This is a genomic window from Agreia sp. PsM10 (genome assembly GCF_030433855.1).
GTDB lineage: Bacteria > Actinomycetota > Actinomycetes > Actinomycetales > Microbacteriaceae > Agreia.
Genome location: NZ_JARUXC010000002.1, coordinates 209,538 through 224,422, shown reverse-complemented (window position 1 = coordinate 224,422; position 14,885 = coordinate 209,538). Strand labels below are relative to the sequence as shown.

General features: G+C 67.9%; 14 protein-coding genes and 1 riboswitch. Of the genes, 9 read left to right on the top strand and 5 right to left on the bottom strand.

Annotation, left to right across the window (positions count from 1 at the left end):
* Positions 1-3: 3 nt before the first annotated feature.
* A complete protein-coding gene (locus QCD70_RS03145) occupies positions 4-1,122 on the bottom strand; it encodes a mannose-1-phosphate guanylyltransferase (RefSeq protein WP_301213698.1) in 1,119 nt (372 codons plus the stop codon).
* 142 nt (positions 1,123-1,264) lie between these two features.
* Here QCD70_RS03145 and QCD70_RS03140 point away from each other — a divergent pair, with 142 nt between their 5' ends.
* The 8 genes from QCD70_RS03140 to trpS all read left to right on the top strand — a co-directional run bounded on the left by QCD70_RS03140 (position 1,265) and on the right by trpS (position 9,157).
* Positions 1,265-2,416 (top strand): glycosyltransferase family 4 protein, encoded by a 1,152-nt coding sequence (locus QCD70_RS03140; protein WP_301213893.1) that lies wholly within the window; start codon positions 1,265-1,267, stop codon positions 2,414-2,416.
* 164 nt (positions 2,417-2,580) lie between these two features.
* A complete protein-coding gene (gene sdhC / locus QCD70_RS03135; protein WP_078714258.1) occupies positions 2,581-3,015 on the top strand; it encodes a succinate dehydrogenase, cytochrome b556 subunit in 435 nt (144 codons plus the stop codon).
* Positions 3,015-3,467 carry a succinate dehydrogenase hydrophobic membrane anchor subunit gene (locus tag QCD70_RS03130; protein WP_055775601.1) on the top strand — a complete coding sequence of 151 codons (453 nt, stop codon included), beginning with the start codon at positions 3,015-3,017 and terminating at the stop codon, positions 3,465-3,467. Before sdhC ends, QCD70_RS03130 begins: the two co-directional genes overlap by 1 nt.
* Before the next feature lie 11 nt (positions 3,468-3,478).
* Positions 3,479-5,281 (top strand): succinate dehydrogenase flavoprotein subunit, encoded by a 1,803-nt coding sequence (gene sdhA / locus QCD70_RS03125; protein WP_301213697.1) that lies wholly within the window; start codon positions 3,479-3,481, stop codon positions 5,279-5,281.
* Positions 5,282-6,040 (top strand): succinate dehydrogenase iron-sulfur subunit, encoded by a 759-nt coding sequence (locus tag QCD70_RS03120; RefSeq protein WP_301213696.1) that lies wholly within the window; start codon positions 5,282-5,284, stop codon positions 6,038-6,040. It abuts the gene before it with no gap.
* An 80-nt stretch (positions 6,041-6,120) separates the two neighbouring features.
* A complete protein-coding gene (locus QCD70_RS03115) occupies positions 6,121-7,230 on the top strand; it encodes a YihY/virulence factor BrkB family protein (RefSeq protein ID WP_301213695.1) in 1,110 nt (369 codons plus the stop codon).
* Positions 7,231-7,239: 9 nt separating this feature from the next.
* Complete coding sequence (locus QCD70_RS03110; RefSeq protein WP_301213694.1) at positions 7,240-8,088, top strand: exodeoxyribonuclease III; 849 nt, start codon at positions 7,240-7,242, stop codon at positions 8,086-8,088.
* Positions 8,089-8,146: 58 nt separating this feature from the next.
* A complete protein-coding gene (trpS, locus tag QCD70_RS03105) occupies positions 8,147-9,157 on the top strand; it encodes a tryptophan--tRNA ligase (protein ID WP_301213693.1) in 1,011 nt (336 codons plus the stop codon).
* Between the two features lie 16 nt (positions 9,158-9,173).
* Here the strand turns inward: trpS and QCD70_RS03100 are convergent, their stop codons facing one another.
* From QCD70_RS03100 to QCD70_RS03085, 4 genes are all read right to left on the bottom strand, one after another.
* On the bottom strand, positions 9,174-10,304 hold the full coding sequence (locus QCD70_RS03100) for an FUSC family protein (RefSeq protein ID WP_301213692.1): 1,131 nt from the start codon (positions 10,302-10,304) through the stop codon (positions 9,174-9,176).
* A gap of 9 nt (positions 10,305-10,313) precedes the next feature.
* Positions 10,314-12,173, bottom strand: a complete 1,860-nt coding sequence (locus tag QCD70_RS03095; protein ID WP_301213691.1) for a hypothetical protein — start codon at positions 12,171-12,173, stop codon at positions 10,314-10,316.
* Between the two features lie 24 nt (positions 12,174-12,197).
* On the bottom strand, positions 12,198-12,950 hold the full coding sequence (locus QCD70_RS03090) for an SDR family NAD(P)-dependent oxidoreductase (RefSeq protein ID WP_301213689.1): 753 nt from the start codon (positions 12,948-12,950) through the stop codon (positions 12,198-12,200).
* Positions 12,951-13,045: 95 nt separating this feature from the next.
* The gene (locus tag QCD70_RS03085) at positions 13,046-13,576 is read right to left on the bottom strand and encodes a GtrA family protein (protein WP_301213687.1); all 531 of its coding nucleotides are present in this window, start codon (positions 13,574-13,576) and stop codon (positions 13,046-13,048) included.
* Between the two features lie 277 nt (positions 13,577-13,853).
* Here QCD70_RS03085 and QCD70_RS03080 point away from each other — a divergent pair, with 277 nt between their 5' ends.
* The gene (locus QCD70_RS03080) at positions 13,854-14,627 is read left to right on the top strand and encodes a polyprenol monophosphomannose synthase (protein ID WP_301213685.1); all 774 of its coding nucleotides are present in this window, start codon (positions 13,854-13,856) and stop codon (positions 14,625-14,627) included.
* A 33-nt stretch (positions 14,628-14,660) separates the two neighbouring features.
* Positions 14,661-14,834, top strand: a riboswitch (FMN riboswitch).
* Positions 14,835-14,885 lie beyond the last annotated feature (51 nt).

Sequence of the window (14,885 nt, the reverse complement as noted above, 5' to 3'; positions counted from 1 at the left end):
GAATCAGAGAACGTCGCCCGAGCCGCCGAGGCGCAGGGCGTCGACGACCGACTTGACCCGCTGGGCATGCTCGCTGGTGGTGACGAGCAGCGCATCCGGTGTATCGACGACGACGATGTCCTTCACGCCGATGAGACTGATCACGCGGCCGCTCTGCGAGACCACCACGCCGCTCGACGAATCGGACAGCACGCGCGCGTTCTTGCCGAGGATCGCGAGCTCCGAGCCGCGACCGGTCGAGTGCAGCTTGGCGATGGAGGCGAAGTCGCCCACGTCGTCCCAGCTGAAGTCGCCGGGAACCACGGCGAGCGTGCCGTCGAGGGCTGCCGGCTCGGCCACGGTGTAGTCGATGGCGATCTTCTTGAGCTTGGGCCAGACCTGGTCGACGACGGCCCCGCGGCGCGGGGTGTCCCACGCCTCGGCCAGCTCGAGCAGACCGGCGAGCAGTTCGGGTTCGGCCTTGCCCAGCTGTTCGAGCAGCTTGTCGGCGCGAGCGATGAACATGCCGCCGTTCCAGAGGTACTTCTTGCTCTTCAGATACTTCTTGGCCGTCTCGAGGTCGGGCTTCTCGACGAAGCGCTGGGCGACCATCGCGGTCGGGGCGCCGGGCAGGTCGAGGGCGTCGCCCGTGAGGATGTAGCCGAATCCGACCGAGGGCTCCGTCGGCGTGATGCCGATGGTCACGATGTAGCCGGCGTCGGCCGCGTTCACCGCCTGCACCACGGTGTCGCGGAACGCCTCGGTCTGGGTGATCACGTGGTCGGCGGCGAAGGAGCCGATGATGACCCCCGGTTCGCGCTGCTGAAGGATGGCGGCGGCGAGGCCGATGGCCGCGGACGATTCGCGCGGCTCGCTCTCGAGAACCACATTCACGTCGGCGAGCTCGGGGATCTGCTTCTCGACGGCGGCACGGTGGGCGCGGCCGGTGACGACCATCACCCGCTGCTCGCCCGAGATGGGCGCGAGCCGCTCCCACGTGTCGCGCAGGAGGCTGCGACCCGAGCCGCTGAGGTCGTGCAGGAACTTCGGCGCGTCGGCGCGGGAGAGCGGCCAGAGTCTCGAGCCGATTCCTCCGGCAGGAATGACGCTGTAGAAACGGTCCATCGCAGAGTTCTCAGCCATGGCCCCACCCTACCCATCCCGGCGTCGCTCGCGATTGAACGAATGCTCACCTGGCCGCCACCCGTCATTAACCCGTCCGCCACACTCCGCTCGTAGCGTTCAGAACGTGCCCGGTGCATCCCCGGGCCGACGGGAGCAGTCCATGAGAGTCGCCGTCGTCACGGAGAGCTTTCTGCCCACGGTCAACGGCGTCACCAACAGCGTCTGCAAGGTGCTCGACTTCCTCGCCGACGCCGGGCACGAGGCCATCCTCATCGCCCCGGCCGCCCGGAACACGCCCTCGAGCTACCGGGGGTTCACGATCCACGCGGTGCCGGCGGTGGCCTACCGACAGTTCCCCGTCGGACTCCCCCATCCCCAGGTGCAGAAGGTGCTGAGCGCGTTCGCCCCGGATGTGCTGCATGCGGCGTCGCCGTTCCTCCTCGGCGCGCAGGCGATCGCCGCCGCGAACCGCATCGGCGTGCCGAGCGTCGCCATCTTCCAGACCGACGTCGCGGGCTACGCCAAGCGCAACCACCTCGGCAAGGCCGCCGCCCTGGCCTGGCGGTTCGTGCGGTGGATCCACGAGGCCGCCGACCTCACCCTCGTGCCCTCGTCGAGCTCAGAGCACGACCTCCTCGCCGCCGGCGTCACCCGACTGGCGCGGTGGGGCCGTGGCGTCGACACCGAGCGATACCACCCGCGGTTGCGCACGCATCCGGATGCCGTCGACCTGCACACCCGCCTGTCGCCGAACGGCGAGGTCGTCCTCGGCTACGTCGGCCGCGTGGCCCCCGAGAAGCAGCTCGAGCGCTTCGACCAGCTGCGCGGCATCGACGGCATCTCGCTGGCCATTGTCGGCGACGGCCCCTCGACGCCTTCGGTCGGGCGGCTGCTGCGCGGGATGCCCGTGACCTGGCTCGGCAGGAAAGGCGGGCACGACCTCGCCGTCGCGTACGCGAGTTTCGACGTCTTCGTGCACACAGGCACCGAGGAGACATTCGGCCAGACGATCCAGGAGGCGCACGCCGCCGGCCTGCCCGTGGTGGCGCCGCGCGCCGGCGGACCCGTCGACCTGGTGCACGACGGGAGCGACGGATACCTCTTCGATCCCGACGCGCGGTCGGGAGACACGAGCATGCGCACCCTCGTCGAGGACCTGGTGGTCTCGACCGACCTGCGCCTGCGCATGGGCGAGTCGGGGCGCCGCGCCGTGCGAGCAACGACGTGGAACTCCGTGTGCACCGAGCTGCTCGGCCACTACTCCTCGGTGATCGCTGCCCGACGGCCGGTTCCCGTCGGCGAGGCAGTGTAAGCGCCCGGCCGGCTTAGGGATACCTAACAAGCACGACCGGCGAGAACTTATAAACTGGAGACCATCTTCGCCTTCGCCCGATCCTGAACCACCTGTACGAGTCGACCGGCACGACCGCGACGAGCCATCTCCAGCACGGCTTACTCAACCAAGGAGGGTTGTTCGTGTCCAGAACCGAGACAGGAACCCATGCGCCAGGATCCCTGGCACCCACGGGCAAGAGGCCTCAGGGCACTCTGTACCGCGGGCGAGAGGGAATGTGGTCGTGGGTGCTTCACCGCATCACGGGCATCGCCATCTTCTTCTTCCTCCTCGTGCACATTCTCGACACCGCTCTGGTGCGCGTCGCGCCCGAGGCATACAACGCCGTGATGAGCACGTACAAGAACCCGATCATGGGCCTCGGCGAGACGGCGCTCGTCGGCGCCATCGCGTTCCACGCCTACAACGGCATCCGCATCATCCTCATCGACTTCTGGACCAAGGGCCCGAAGTACCAGAAGGTGATGTTCTACGTCGTCATCGGCCTCTGGGTCGTGACGATGGCCGGCTTCGTGCCGCGCCACCTGATCAACGTCTTCAGCGAGATGGGGCACTGATGGCCACCACGATCGAAGCTCCCCGCAGCCCGTACTCCCGTGCCCCGCGATCGCGCGGCATCAACTGGGAGAAGTGGGGCTGGATGTACATGCGCGCCTCGGGCCTCGTGCTCGTCGTGCTCATCTTCGGCCACCTCATCGTGAACCTCGTTCTCGGCGACGGCATCAAGGCCATCGACTTCGCCTTCGTCGGCGGAAAGTGGTCGAACCCCTTCTGGCAGGTCTGGGACTGCCTCATGCTCTGGCTCGCCATGATCCACGGCGCCAACGGCATGCGCACCCTCGTCAACGACTACGCATCGCACCGCACCACCCGGGGCATCCTCAAGGGCGCCCTGCTCTTCTCTGTCATCGTCCTCATAACGCTCGGAACTCTTGTGATCTTCACGTTCGACCCCTGCCCCGCCGGCGCACCCGCCGATCTCCTCGCCTCGTTCTGCTCGGCGAGCTGACGGCGACCGCTATGACCGAGTACGCAGACGGATCCGTCGTCGACGGAGTTCACTACCACCAGTTCGACATCGTCATCGTGGGTGCCGGCGGCGCCGGAATGCGGGCGGCCATCGAGGCCGGCCCCAAGGCGAAGACGGCAGTCATCTCCAAGCTCTACCCGACCCGCAGCCACACCGGCGCGGCGCAGGGCGGCATGGCCGCCGCCCTCGCGAACGTCGAGGAGGACAGCTGGGAATGGCACACCTTCGACACGGTGAAGGGCGGCGACTATCTCGTCGATCAGGATGCCGCGGAGATCCTCGCGAAGGAGGCCATCGACGCCGTCATCGACCTCGAAAACATGGGCCTGCCGTTCAACCGCACGCCCGAGGGCAAGATCGACCAGCGTCGTTTCGGCGGGCACACCCGCGACCACGGCAAGGCGCCCGTTCGCCGCGCCTGCTACGCGGCCGACCGCACCGGCCACATGATCCTTCAGACGCTGTACCAGAACTGCGTCAAGTTCGGCATCAACTTCTTCAACGAGTACTACGTGCTCGACCTCGTGATGGTCAGCGACGGCTTCGGCGGGCAGAAGCCGGCCGGCGTCGTCGCGTTCGAGCTCGCCACCGGCGAGATCCACGTCTTCCAGTCGAAGGCCGTGATCTTCGCGACCGGCGGTTTCGGCAAGATCTACAAGACGACCTCGAACGCCCACACCCTCACGGGCGACGGCGTCGGAATCATCTGGCGCAAGGGCCTCCCCCTCGAGGACATGGAGTTCTTCCAGTTCCACCCGACCGGCCTCGCCGGACTCGGCATCCTCCTCTCCGAGGCCGCCCGCGGCGAGGGTGCGATCCTGCGCAACAGCGAGGGCGAGCGGTTCATGGAGCGCTACGCCCCCACGATCAAAGACCTCGCGCCCCGCGACATCGTCGCCCGCTGCATGGCTCTCGAGATCCGCGAGGGCCGCGGCGCCGGTCCCCACAAGGACTACGTCTACCTCGACATCACCCACCTCGACCCCGCGGTCATCGACGCCAAGCTGCCCGACATCACCGAGTTCGCACGCACCTACCTGGGTGTCGAGCCGTACACCGAGCCCGTGCCCGTGCTCCCCACCGCGCACTACGCGATGGGCGGCATCCCCACCAATGTCCAGGCCGAGGTGCTCTCCGACAACACCACCGTCGTTCCCGGCCTCTACGCCGCCGGCGAGTGCGCGTGCGTCTCCGTGCACGGCTCGAACCGCCTGGGAACCAACTCGCTGCTCGACATCAACGTGTTCGGCAAGCGCGCCGGAAACGCCGCGGCGGAGTACGTGCAGACGGCCCCCTGGGTCGAGCTGCCCGACGACCCCGCGGCGGGCGTTCGCGAGCTCATCGAGAACGCGCGCAACTCCAACGGAACCGAGCGCATCGCGGTCATCCGCCGCGAGCTGCAGGAGTCGATGGACCGCAACGCCCAGGTCTTCAGAACCGAGGAGAGCCTCACCGAGGTGACCGAGGTCATCCACAACCTGCGCGAGCGCTACAAGAACATCCTCGTTCAGGACAAGGGCAAGCGGTTCAACACCGACCTGCTCGAGGCCGTCGAACTCGGCTTCCTGCTCGACCTGGCCGAGGTCGTCGTCTACTCGGCGCGCAACCGCAAGGAGAGCCGCGGAGCGCACATGCGCGAGGACTACCCGACCCGCGACGACGTGAACCACATGCAGCACACGATGGCCTACCTCTCGGGCGATCCCATGTCGGCCGACGCCGGCGACCACATCAGACTCGACTGGAAGCCGGTCGTCGTGACCCGCTACCAGCCCATGGAGAGGAAGTACTAAATGAGTACAGCAACCCTGGATTCTCCGCCGGCCCCCGCTGACGACGTCATCCCCACCTTCACGGTCACCCTGATCGTGCGTCGGTACAACCCCGACACCGACGACGAGCCCACGTGGCAGGACTTCGACGTCGAGATGTACCCCACCGACCGCGTTCTCGACGCGCTGCACAAGATCAAGTGGGAGCAGGACGGGTCGCTGACGTTCCGCCGCTCGTGCGCCCACGGCATCTGCGGTTCGGATGCGATGCGCATCAACGGCCGCAACCGCCTGGCCTGCAAGACGCTGATCAAAGACCTCGACATCACGAAGCCCATCTACGTGGAGGCCATCAAGGGCCTGCCGCTCGAGAAGGACCTCGTCGTCGACATGGAGCCGTTCTTCGCGTCGTTCCGCGAGGTGCAGCCGTTCCTGATCTCGTCGTCGAAGCCCGAGAAGGAGCGCCTGCAGTCGGCCACCGAGCGCGCACGCTTCGACGACACGACCAAGTGCATCCTCTGCGCCGCGTGCACGTCGAGCTGCCCGGTCTTCTGGACCGACGGGCAGTACTTCGGCCCCGCCGCCATCGTCAACGCCCACCGCTTCATCTTCGACAGCCGCGACGAGGGCGCCAACGTGCGCCTCGACATCCTCAACGACAAAGAGGGCGTGTGGCGCTGCCGCACCACCTTCAACTGCTCCGAGGCGTGCCCCCGCGGCATCCAGGTCACCCAGGCCATCGCCGAGGTCAAGCAGGCCATCATGCGAGGCAAGCCGTAGCGCCTGCCCCCGTTGCACCGATCGAGTGTGCCGGCGTCAAGCGGGAGCGCGGATGTGCTCGGGCTGAATAGGGTGGATTCGTGAGCGACAACAGCACCTCCACCGAGAAACCGGCCACCGGCATCCCTGCACTCGTGCAGAGGGTCATGAAGCTGAAGCCCGTGCGGGTGTTCCAGCACTACGCCTCGAACGGCGGACCGCTCATGGCCGCCGGCATGTCGTACCAGGCGCTGTTCGCTGTCTTCGCCGCGCTCTGGGCGGGGTTCTCGATCGCAGGGCTCGTGCTGGCGTCGAACCGCCCCCTGCTCGAAGAGCTGATAGCGATCATCGGCAACGCGGTGCCCGGCCTCATCGGAGACGGCGGAGCCGTCGATGCCGACGCCCTGCTCAACACCCCCGCGCTCAGCTGGTCGAGTGTCATCGCCCTGGTCGGACTCGTCTTCACGGCCCTCGGCTGGCTCGCGTCCGCGCGAGACGCCATCCGCCGCATCTTCTCGGTCGGCCCCGACACCACCTTCTTCCTCCTGCTCAAACTGAAGGATGCCGGGCTCGCGCTCGGCTTCGGCATCGTGCTGGTCGTGTCGGCCGGCATCAGCATCGGCAGCACGACCCTCATCGGGCTGGCATTCGACCTGATCGGCGTCGACAACACCTCCGGCTTCGCCGTGGTCGTGGCCCGCATCGTGGGCCTGCTGATCGCGTTCGCACTGGACACGCTCGTGCTGCTGGTCTTCTATCGAGTGCTGACGGGCATCCGCATCCCCTTCCGCCGCGTGATCAGCGGCGCACTCATCGGAGCGGCGGCGCTGGGCCTGCTGAAGGCGCTTGGAGGCCTGCTGCTCGGAGGGGCGAGCAACAACCCCCTCATCGCCTCGTTCGCCGTGATCGCCGGTCTGCTGATCTTCTTCAACCTGATCTGCCAGGTGATCCTCATCACCGCCGCGTGGATCTCCGTCGGAGTCGCCGACGTCGGCCTCGACGTTCGTGGTCTGTCGCCCGAACAGCTCGAGGCGGAGGCGGAACTGAAGCACGCCGAGGCGCGTGTGGTGGTGGCCGCCGCCGAGAGGCAGCGCCTCGAGGATGAGCTGCGAGAGGCCCATGGACTGCGACGTCGGGGCCTCTCGCGCAAGCTCAAGGCGGCGGTGCGCGAGGAGTCGAGACTGAAGGACGAGACCCCGACACCTCGCTAAACTGTTCGGATGTCTTCGTCGAAATCTGGCACCCCCCTCCGTATCGCGTCCGTCAACGTCAATGGCGTGCGCGCCGCATTCCGCAACGGCATGGGCGCGTGGCTCGACGACCGGGAGGTCGATATCCTCGCCCTGCAGGAGGTGCGCGCGGCCACGAGCGACCTCGAGAACCTGCTCGGCGACGAGTGGGACATCCTGCACGACGCCGCGACGGCCAAGGGGCGGGCCGGCGTCGCACTCGCGAGCCGCAACAAGGCATCCATCCACCGTGTGGCGCTCGGCGCCGACGACTTCGACAGCGCCGGGCGCTGGCTCGAGGCCGACTACGAGGTGGGCGACAAGGTCGTGACGGTCGTGTCGACCTACGTGCACTCCGGTGAGGCGGGAACGCCGAAGCAGGTGGAGAAGTACAAGTTCCTCGATGCGATGATCGAGCGGCTCCCGCTGCTGAAAGAGCACAACCCTCTCGCCGTCGTCGTGGGCGACCTGAACGTCGGCCACCGCACCCTCGACATCAAGAACTGGAAGGGCAACGTGAAGCGCGCCGGCTTCCTGCCCGAGGAGCGCGCGTACTTCGATCGTTTCCTCGGCGCCGAGGGCGACCCCGACTACAACGCGGGCGCCGGATTCGGCTTCGTCGACATCGGGCGTCGAGCCGCTGGCGAGGTCGAGGGCCCGTACACCTGGTGGTCGGCTCGCGGCCAGGCATTCGACAACAACACCGGCTGGCGTATCGACTACCAGCTCGCCACGCCCGACCTGGCGGCCATGGTCACGAACTACACGGTCGACCGCGCCGCAAGCTACGCCGAGCGCTGGAGCGATCACGCTCCGGTGGTCGTCGACTACGCACTCTAACTCCCCCCTCCCTTCGACAGGCTCAGGGAACGACACCAACTCAGGGAACGACATACCCATGACCGCCAAACCCCGCCTCCTCTCCGGTATGCAGCCCTCGGCCGCATCTCTCCACCTCGGCAACTACATCGGCGCGCTGATGAGCTGGAAAGCCCTGCAGGAGACCCACGACGCGTTCTTCTTCATCGCAGACCTGCACGCCATCACGGTTCCTCAAGACCCGGCGACGCTGCGTGAGAACACCCGTCTCACCGCCGCCCAGTACATCGCCGCCGGCATCGATCCGGCGAAGTCGACCCTCTTCGTGCAGTCGCAGGTTCCGGCGCACGCCCAGCTGGCCTGGGTGCTCAACACCCTCACCGGCTTCGGCGAGGCGAGCCGCATGACCCAGTTCAAGGACAAGGCGGCCAAGCAGGGCTCCGACGCGGCGTCGGTCGGCCTGTTCACCTATCCGATCCTGCAGGCCGGCGACATCCTGCTGTATCAGGCCGCCGAGGTTCCGGTCGGCGAAGACCAGCGTCAGCACATCGAACTGACCCGTGATCTCGCGACCCGGTTCAACGCGCGCTTCGGCGAGACCTTCCGCATCCCCGAGCCCTACATCCTCAAGGAGACGGCCAAGATCTTCGACCTGCAGAACCCGCAGTCGAAGATGTCGAAGTCCTCCGAGTCGCCGGCCGGCATCGTGTGGCTGCTCGACGACGCCAAGACCACGGCGAAGAAGATCATGCGGGCCGTGACGGATGCCGATGGCCGGGTCGTGTACGACCGCGAGGCCAAGCCCGGGGTCGCCAACCTGCTCACCATCTTCTCGGTGCTCGGCGACGTGCCCATCTCGTCGCTCGAGGAGGACTTCGCCGGTCGAGGCTACGGAGACCTGAAGAAGGCCCTGGTCGAGGTGGTCGAATCGACCCTCGGTCCGGTTCGCGAGCGCACCCTCGAGCTGCTGGCAGACCCGGCAGAGCTCGACCGCATCCTCGCCGCGAATGCCGACCGCGCGAACGAGGTGGCCTCGGCCACCCTCGCCGACGTCTATGACAAGGTCGGCTTCCTGCCGCGCTCCAGTTGAACCGTGAGGCGGAGCGTCAGGGCCTGACGCTCCGCCCCGCCTCCACGATCACCTCGTGCACGCGGCGCAGGTCTTCGATGAGCGAGCCGATCAGGATCCAGTGGGTCGGGCTCGGGGTGATCACCCGAAGCGGCGCCGTCAGGGCGGGCACCTCGCTCGTCAGAGGCTCGGGCTCGTCGCCGTCGAGATCCGAGTCCTGCATGACCAGACGAAGGTCGTGGGCCGCCCGGGTCATCTCGTCGGCCAGCCCCCTGACGGTGCTCTCGGTGTGCAGCGACTCGTCGTAGTTGTCGGCGAGGCCTCTGACCATGCCGGGCACCCTGCCGACGATGACCCCGAGCATGGCGAGCAGATCGTCGTCGAGTTCGAGAGCCTCGGAGTTCGTGCGGCGTCGCGGGTTGAAACGCAGGCTCTCCTCCGCACTCGTGACCGCCGCGCGGGCCTTCGCGAGCATCGGGGCGAGCAGGCGAACCTCGACGAGCGCCTGGTTGCGCTGCGCGGCGGTCGACGGCTCGACGAGCAGCTGTGCGAGGCCGTCGAGGCACGCGGCCGTCTCCTTGCCGAGCGCGGCCACCGCGTCGTGGGCGGGCTGGAGCCTGACGGGCGGCACCACGACGAGGTTCACGGCCACGGCGACCAGCGCTCCCAGAGCCGTCTCGATGATGCGTCCGCCCGCGTAGCCCGGGGTCTGCGCTCCGATCGTGAGCACGAGCATGGCGCTGATGGGCAACTGAACGGTTGTCGACTGGCTGAGTCGCAGCGCCCAGCCCGTGAGCAGGGCGAGCACGATCGACAGAAGCACGATCCAGGTCGACTGTCCGAACACCAGCCCGGCGAGGTAGGCGATCACGACTCCGACGATGACGCCGACCGTGCGCTCCAACGCCTTGGCGAACGATTGGTTCACGCTGGGCTGCACCACGATGATCGCGGCGATCGCGCCGAAGACGGGCAGCTGAGCGGGCAGGATCGCGAGGCAGACGACCCACGCGAGGGATGCCGCGACACCCGTCTTCACGATCTGCAGCAGCGGCGCCCTGTCGTCGGACTGCAGCACTCGGGCGTAGCGCGCCGGGGCCAGACCCGCCTCGACCATCCGTCTGGCGAACGCACCCCGTCTGGGGCTCTGGGCAGGCGGAGGCGTCACGCCCCCAGCCTATTCCTCGGCCAGTCCGTCGTTCGCGGGGCCGGATCCCGGACGCACCTCGATGCGCGTGACGTGGCCGGGATCGAGCTCCACAGTCGACGCCTCGCCCGGAACGCTCACCGCGCGCCGCTCGGCGCTCAGGTTGGCGATGATCAGCACCGTGCCGCCCCCGGCCCTCGACGTGGCCGCGACCACGGCGAGACCGGGAGCGCTTGCCTCGAGCAGGGTCGATCCTTCGAGCTGTGAGAGCCAGGTCAGCGCCTGAACAGCCTGCGGGTGGCTCGCCGCGCGCGGTCCCCACTCCTCGACGAAGCAGAGCGAGAGCACGGTCGGCGCAGACAGGGCCGCCACGCTCGCCACGAGCCAGGCAGCAAGCGACGCCGCGCCCGTTCGAGGATCGCTCGCGCCCTCGACCAGCGCTGCACCGTAGCCCACCGCGAGGTCGGGGCCGGGAGCCAGCGGCGCGGGAGTCGTCGCCACCGCATTGAAGCGGGCCCCGAGGGTGATCGGTCCGATGTGCAGCGGCCGACCGTCGGCGATCCGCTGAGCCTCCGCCGCCACCTGCCGCTGCATCGCCACCGACTCGACGAGCTGGTGGCCGGACGTGTCGTGCATGAACGGCGTGATGCTGAACGCGATCGGGCCCCGCCACGAATCGAGGCGATCGGTGCCGCGGTTCAGCTCGGTGAAGTGGGCGCGGGTTCCCGCGATGACCTGGATGTCGAGACCGTGGGCGTCGAGCGCCGCCACGAGTGCACGTGACGTGTCGGCGTCGGCCATGTGTCCCGCTCCCCCGAACAGCCCGATCCGCGCGAAGCTGCTCGATGGATGCTCGGCGAGGGCGTCGAGGACGGGCTCGGCCGCGCCGACATCGGCGGCCACGATCCGCACGTCGAGCGGGCGGGAGCCTGCGTCGCCGAGGGCCCGCTCGAGGGCCCCCGCCCAGTTCGGCGTGGCCGGGTCGAGCTCCACCAGAAGCTCCCGCGCCCAGGCGGACGGTCGGCCCTCCACGTTCAGCCCGGCAGCCGTCGAGGCCATCGTCGTGAGTCGAGGAACGGTCGTGCCCCGCAGGCGCCCGCCGATGGCGAGCGGTACGACACCCACGGCGTCGCTGGCACCCACGGTGTCGCTGGCACGCGCGTCGCTGGCGGCACCCGTTGCATCCGACCCCGCCCGGGCAGGCGAGCACGTGAGCGTGAGCGACTGCTCGACGACGTCGCCGGCACGAAGCTCGACAGGGAAGGGCAGCGACAGCGGGGTGGAGTACGTCTTGTACGACGCGTCCGTCCAGTTGCGCTGGTCCTCCATCTCGAAGACGTCGCCTGTCAGCTCGAGGCGGCACTCCACGTCGTCGCCGGAATCCCCTCCTGCCCACGACAGGGCACGGATGTCGAGGGCCGGCTGGTGCGGAGAGATCGCGATCGGAAACATCGTGCTCGTCGACCCTCCGTCGGGGTGCTCCACCGTCAGTTGCCGGCCGGCGAGATCGGGGGAGTGCAGAACGATCAGACCGAGCCTGTTGCGCAGGAACTCGGACTCCGCCTCGGCACGCAGAGCCACTACGAAGGTCTCGCCGTCGGCGTCGACCGTGAGTCGCCAGCGTACGAGGGCGTCGCCCTGTTGCGCGTGACCGTGGAGTACGAGCTGCCCGCCCCCGTCCACGCCCTCGATCCGCTCGACGCGCGATCGCAGGGTCTTCCAGTCGCGATCGCGCACGACGACCCGCACGCTGCGCAGCACCGGTCTGCCCGCGTGTCGGATGTCGTCGAGTTCGCCGGCGCGCAGCTCGGCCTGCCAGGGACCGCGCCGGATGCGCGTCGTGGACAGCTCGTCGGCGCGGAGCAGATCGGCGGGAGGAGAGATGAGCATCGTCGGCTGCGGATCTTCAGCGGCTCAGAGCGTCGTCATTCCGCCGTCGACGCGGAAGAGCGCGCCCGTGGCAAAGCTGGACTCGTCGCTGGCCAGGTAGATCATGATGCCCTCGACGTCGGACGCCTTGCCTGCGCGACCGATCGGAATACGGGACACGATCGCGGCCCTGGCCTCCTCATCGCCCGAGATGGCGGTGACCAGCGGCGTCTCCGTATATCCCGGCACGACCGTGTTGACCCGGATGCCGTCGGCCGCGTAGGCCGCCGCGACGGTGCGGCCGAGGCCGTGGATGCCCGCCTTCGACGAGCTGTAGGCGGTGAAGTCCTGGCCCTCGCCGTTGAGCCCGGTCGGGCTGCCGGTGAGGATGATCGATCCCCCGCGGCCGAGCATCGAGCGCACTGCGTGCTTGACGGTGAGGAAGGTGCCCGTGAGGTTGATGTCGATCGTGCGCTTCCACACGTCGAGGTCGAGGTCGGCGACCTTCGCGTCGTGACCGAAGAGCTGGACGCCGGCGTTCGCGACGACGACGTCGGGTGCCGAACCCGATGCATCCAGATCGGCGAACGCGGCGGCGACGCTTGCCTCGTCTGAGATGTCGAGCTCGACGGCGATGGCCGTGGGCCAGGCCGACGCGGCCGACTGGGCCGCGGCGAGGTCACGATCTGAGAACACGACCCGGGCGCCTTCACGCGCGAAACTCTCGGCCACACTCCGGCCGATCCCCGATCCGGCCCCCGTGACGAGTGCGGTCTTTCCCTCAAGCCGTGCGGTCATGATTGCCATCTCCTGTGAAAGCATGTGCGGTCGAACGGCCCCACCCTACACGGAATTGGTCAACCGGTGTGCCGCACTGCGAACGCGGGTCGCGGTCAGGAGGTCGGCGTGGCCCTGTCGGCCGCGACCGTCACGGGGGCCGTGACCGTGACCGTGTCGAGCGAGCGGTTGGCGTTGAACACCCAGAAGCGATAGAGCACGAACCGGAAGGCGGCGCCGAGCACGAGGCCGATCACGTTGCCCGACAGGTTGTCGGCGAACACGCTGCGGAAGCCGAGCACGTAGTGCGAGAACCAGAGGCACCCGAGGCCGATCATCATTCCCACGACGCTGACCGCGAAGAACTCGACGCTCTCGCGCAGGATGCGTGCCTGCCGCTTCGACCGGAAGGTCCAGTAGCGATTGCCGAGCCAGTTCACGACGATCGCGAGCAGCGTCGAGACGAGCATGGCGAAGATCGGACCGTTGTGCACCTCTGTGGGCGAGAAGACGGTGGCGCGGAGGACGTTGAACACCGAGACCTGCACGACGAAGCCGACGCCGCCGACCATGCCGAACTGCACGAGCTCGCGCACGATGCGACGGTAGCGGGATGGCACGAGGCCGAGCGGGTCGATCGATGCCATGGATGTTCCAAACGCGAAGTGAAGGTGGGGCGGATCAACGGCGCTGTCGAACTCTTCGAGGCTAGCAATCGCTCCGTCGCGGATACTGGGAGCGAGCTAAGGCTTGACTTGACGTTCACACAGAATCAACCTCCGAGCCATCTTTTCTCCCCGCCGCTGGAGAACACTCGACAGACCACCAGCGAACACCCAGCGATCCGGGCGGTGGCGCCCTCTAGAGTGACGACTGCTCCAGTCGAGACCGGCTGCCGTATCGTTCTCGTGAGAGAGGCACCCCATGTCATCCACCCTCGTCGTCATTCCGACGTACAACGAATTGCACGCCCTGTCCGACGCGGTCGAGCGCACCCTGCGCGCCGTGCCGACCACGCGCATCCTCGTCGTCGACGACAACAGCCCCGACGGCACCGGCCGTCTCGCCGACGAGATCGCCGCCCGCGACGACCGGGTGAGCGTGATGCACCGCACGGAGAAGAACGGGCTGGGTGCCGCGTACATCGCCGGGTTCCGGTGGGCGGAGGACCACGACGTCGATTTCATCATCGAGATGGATGCCGACGGCTCGCACCAGCCCGAGGAGCTGCCGCTCATGATCGCGCAGCTCGAGGACGGGGCCGACCTCTCGATCGGCGCCCGGTGGATCGCCGGCGGCAAGACCCGGAACTGGCCTCTGTACCGCCGCCTCATCTCCCGCGGAGGAACGGCCTACGCGCGCATCCTGCTGCGATCGAAACTGCACGACATCACCTCGGGATTCCGTGGTTTCCGCGTCGACACCCTCCGGCAGATCGACCTCGGAAGCGTCGCCAGCCAGGGCTACTGCTTCCAGATCGAGATGGCCTGGCTCATCGAGAAGACCGGCGGCGACGTGCGCGAGTTCCCCATCACCTTCGTCGAGCGGGTCGAGGGCAGCTCGAAGATGAGCTCGGCGATCGTGGTCGAGGCACTGCTCAAGGTCACCTCGTGGGGACTCGCCGATCGCTTCGGCTCGTCACGCGGCGACATGGAATATTCGCGGCGCCCCGGCGTTGGGGGTATAAGTAGTAAGTGACCTTCCTGCATAGGCGGGTCGCATAACAAGCACTACGTGCTCCGGGGTCGGTGGAATTCCGAACCGGCGGTGACAGTCTGCGAGCCGCGGTCGACGCGCTCTCTGCGAAGAGAGCGAATACTCTGCGGTTGACCTGGTGGAACTCCAGGACCGACGGTAACGAGGCGAGCTGGTGGCCTCCAAAGTCCGGATGAGAGGATGCACGCGTCACCCGAACGACCGCGCATGCGCGCGTGTGGATCGGGCGGCGAACTCGTC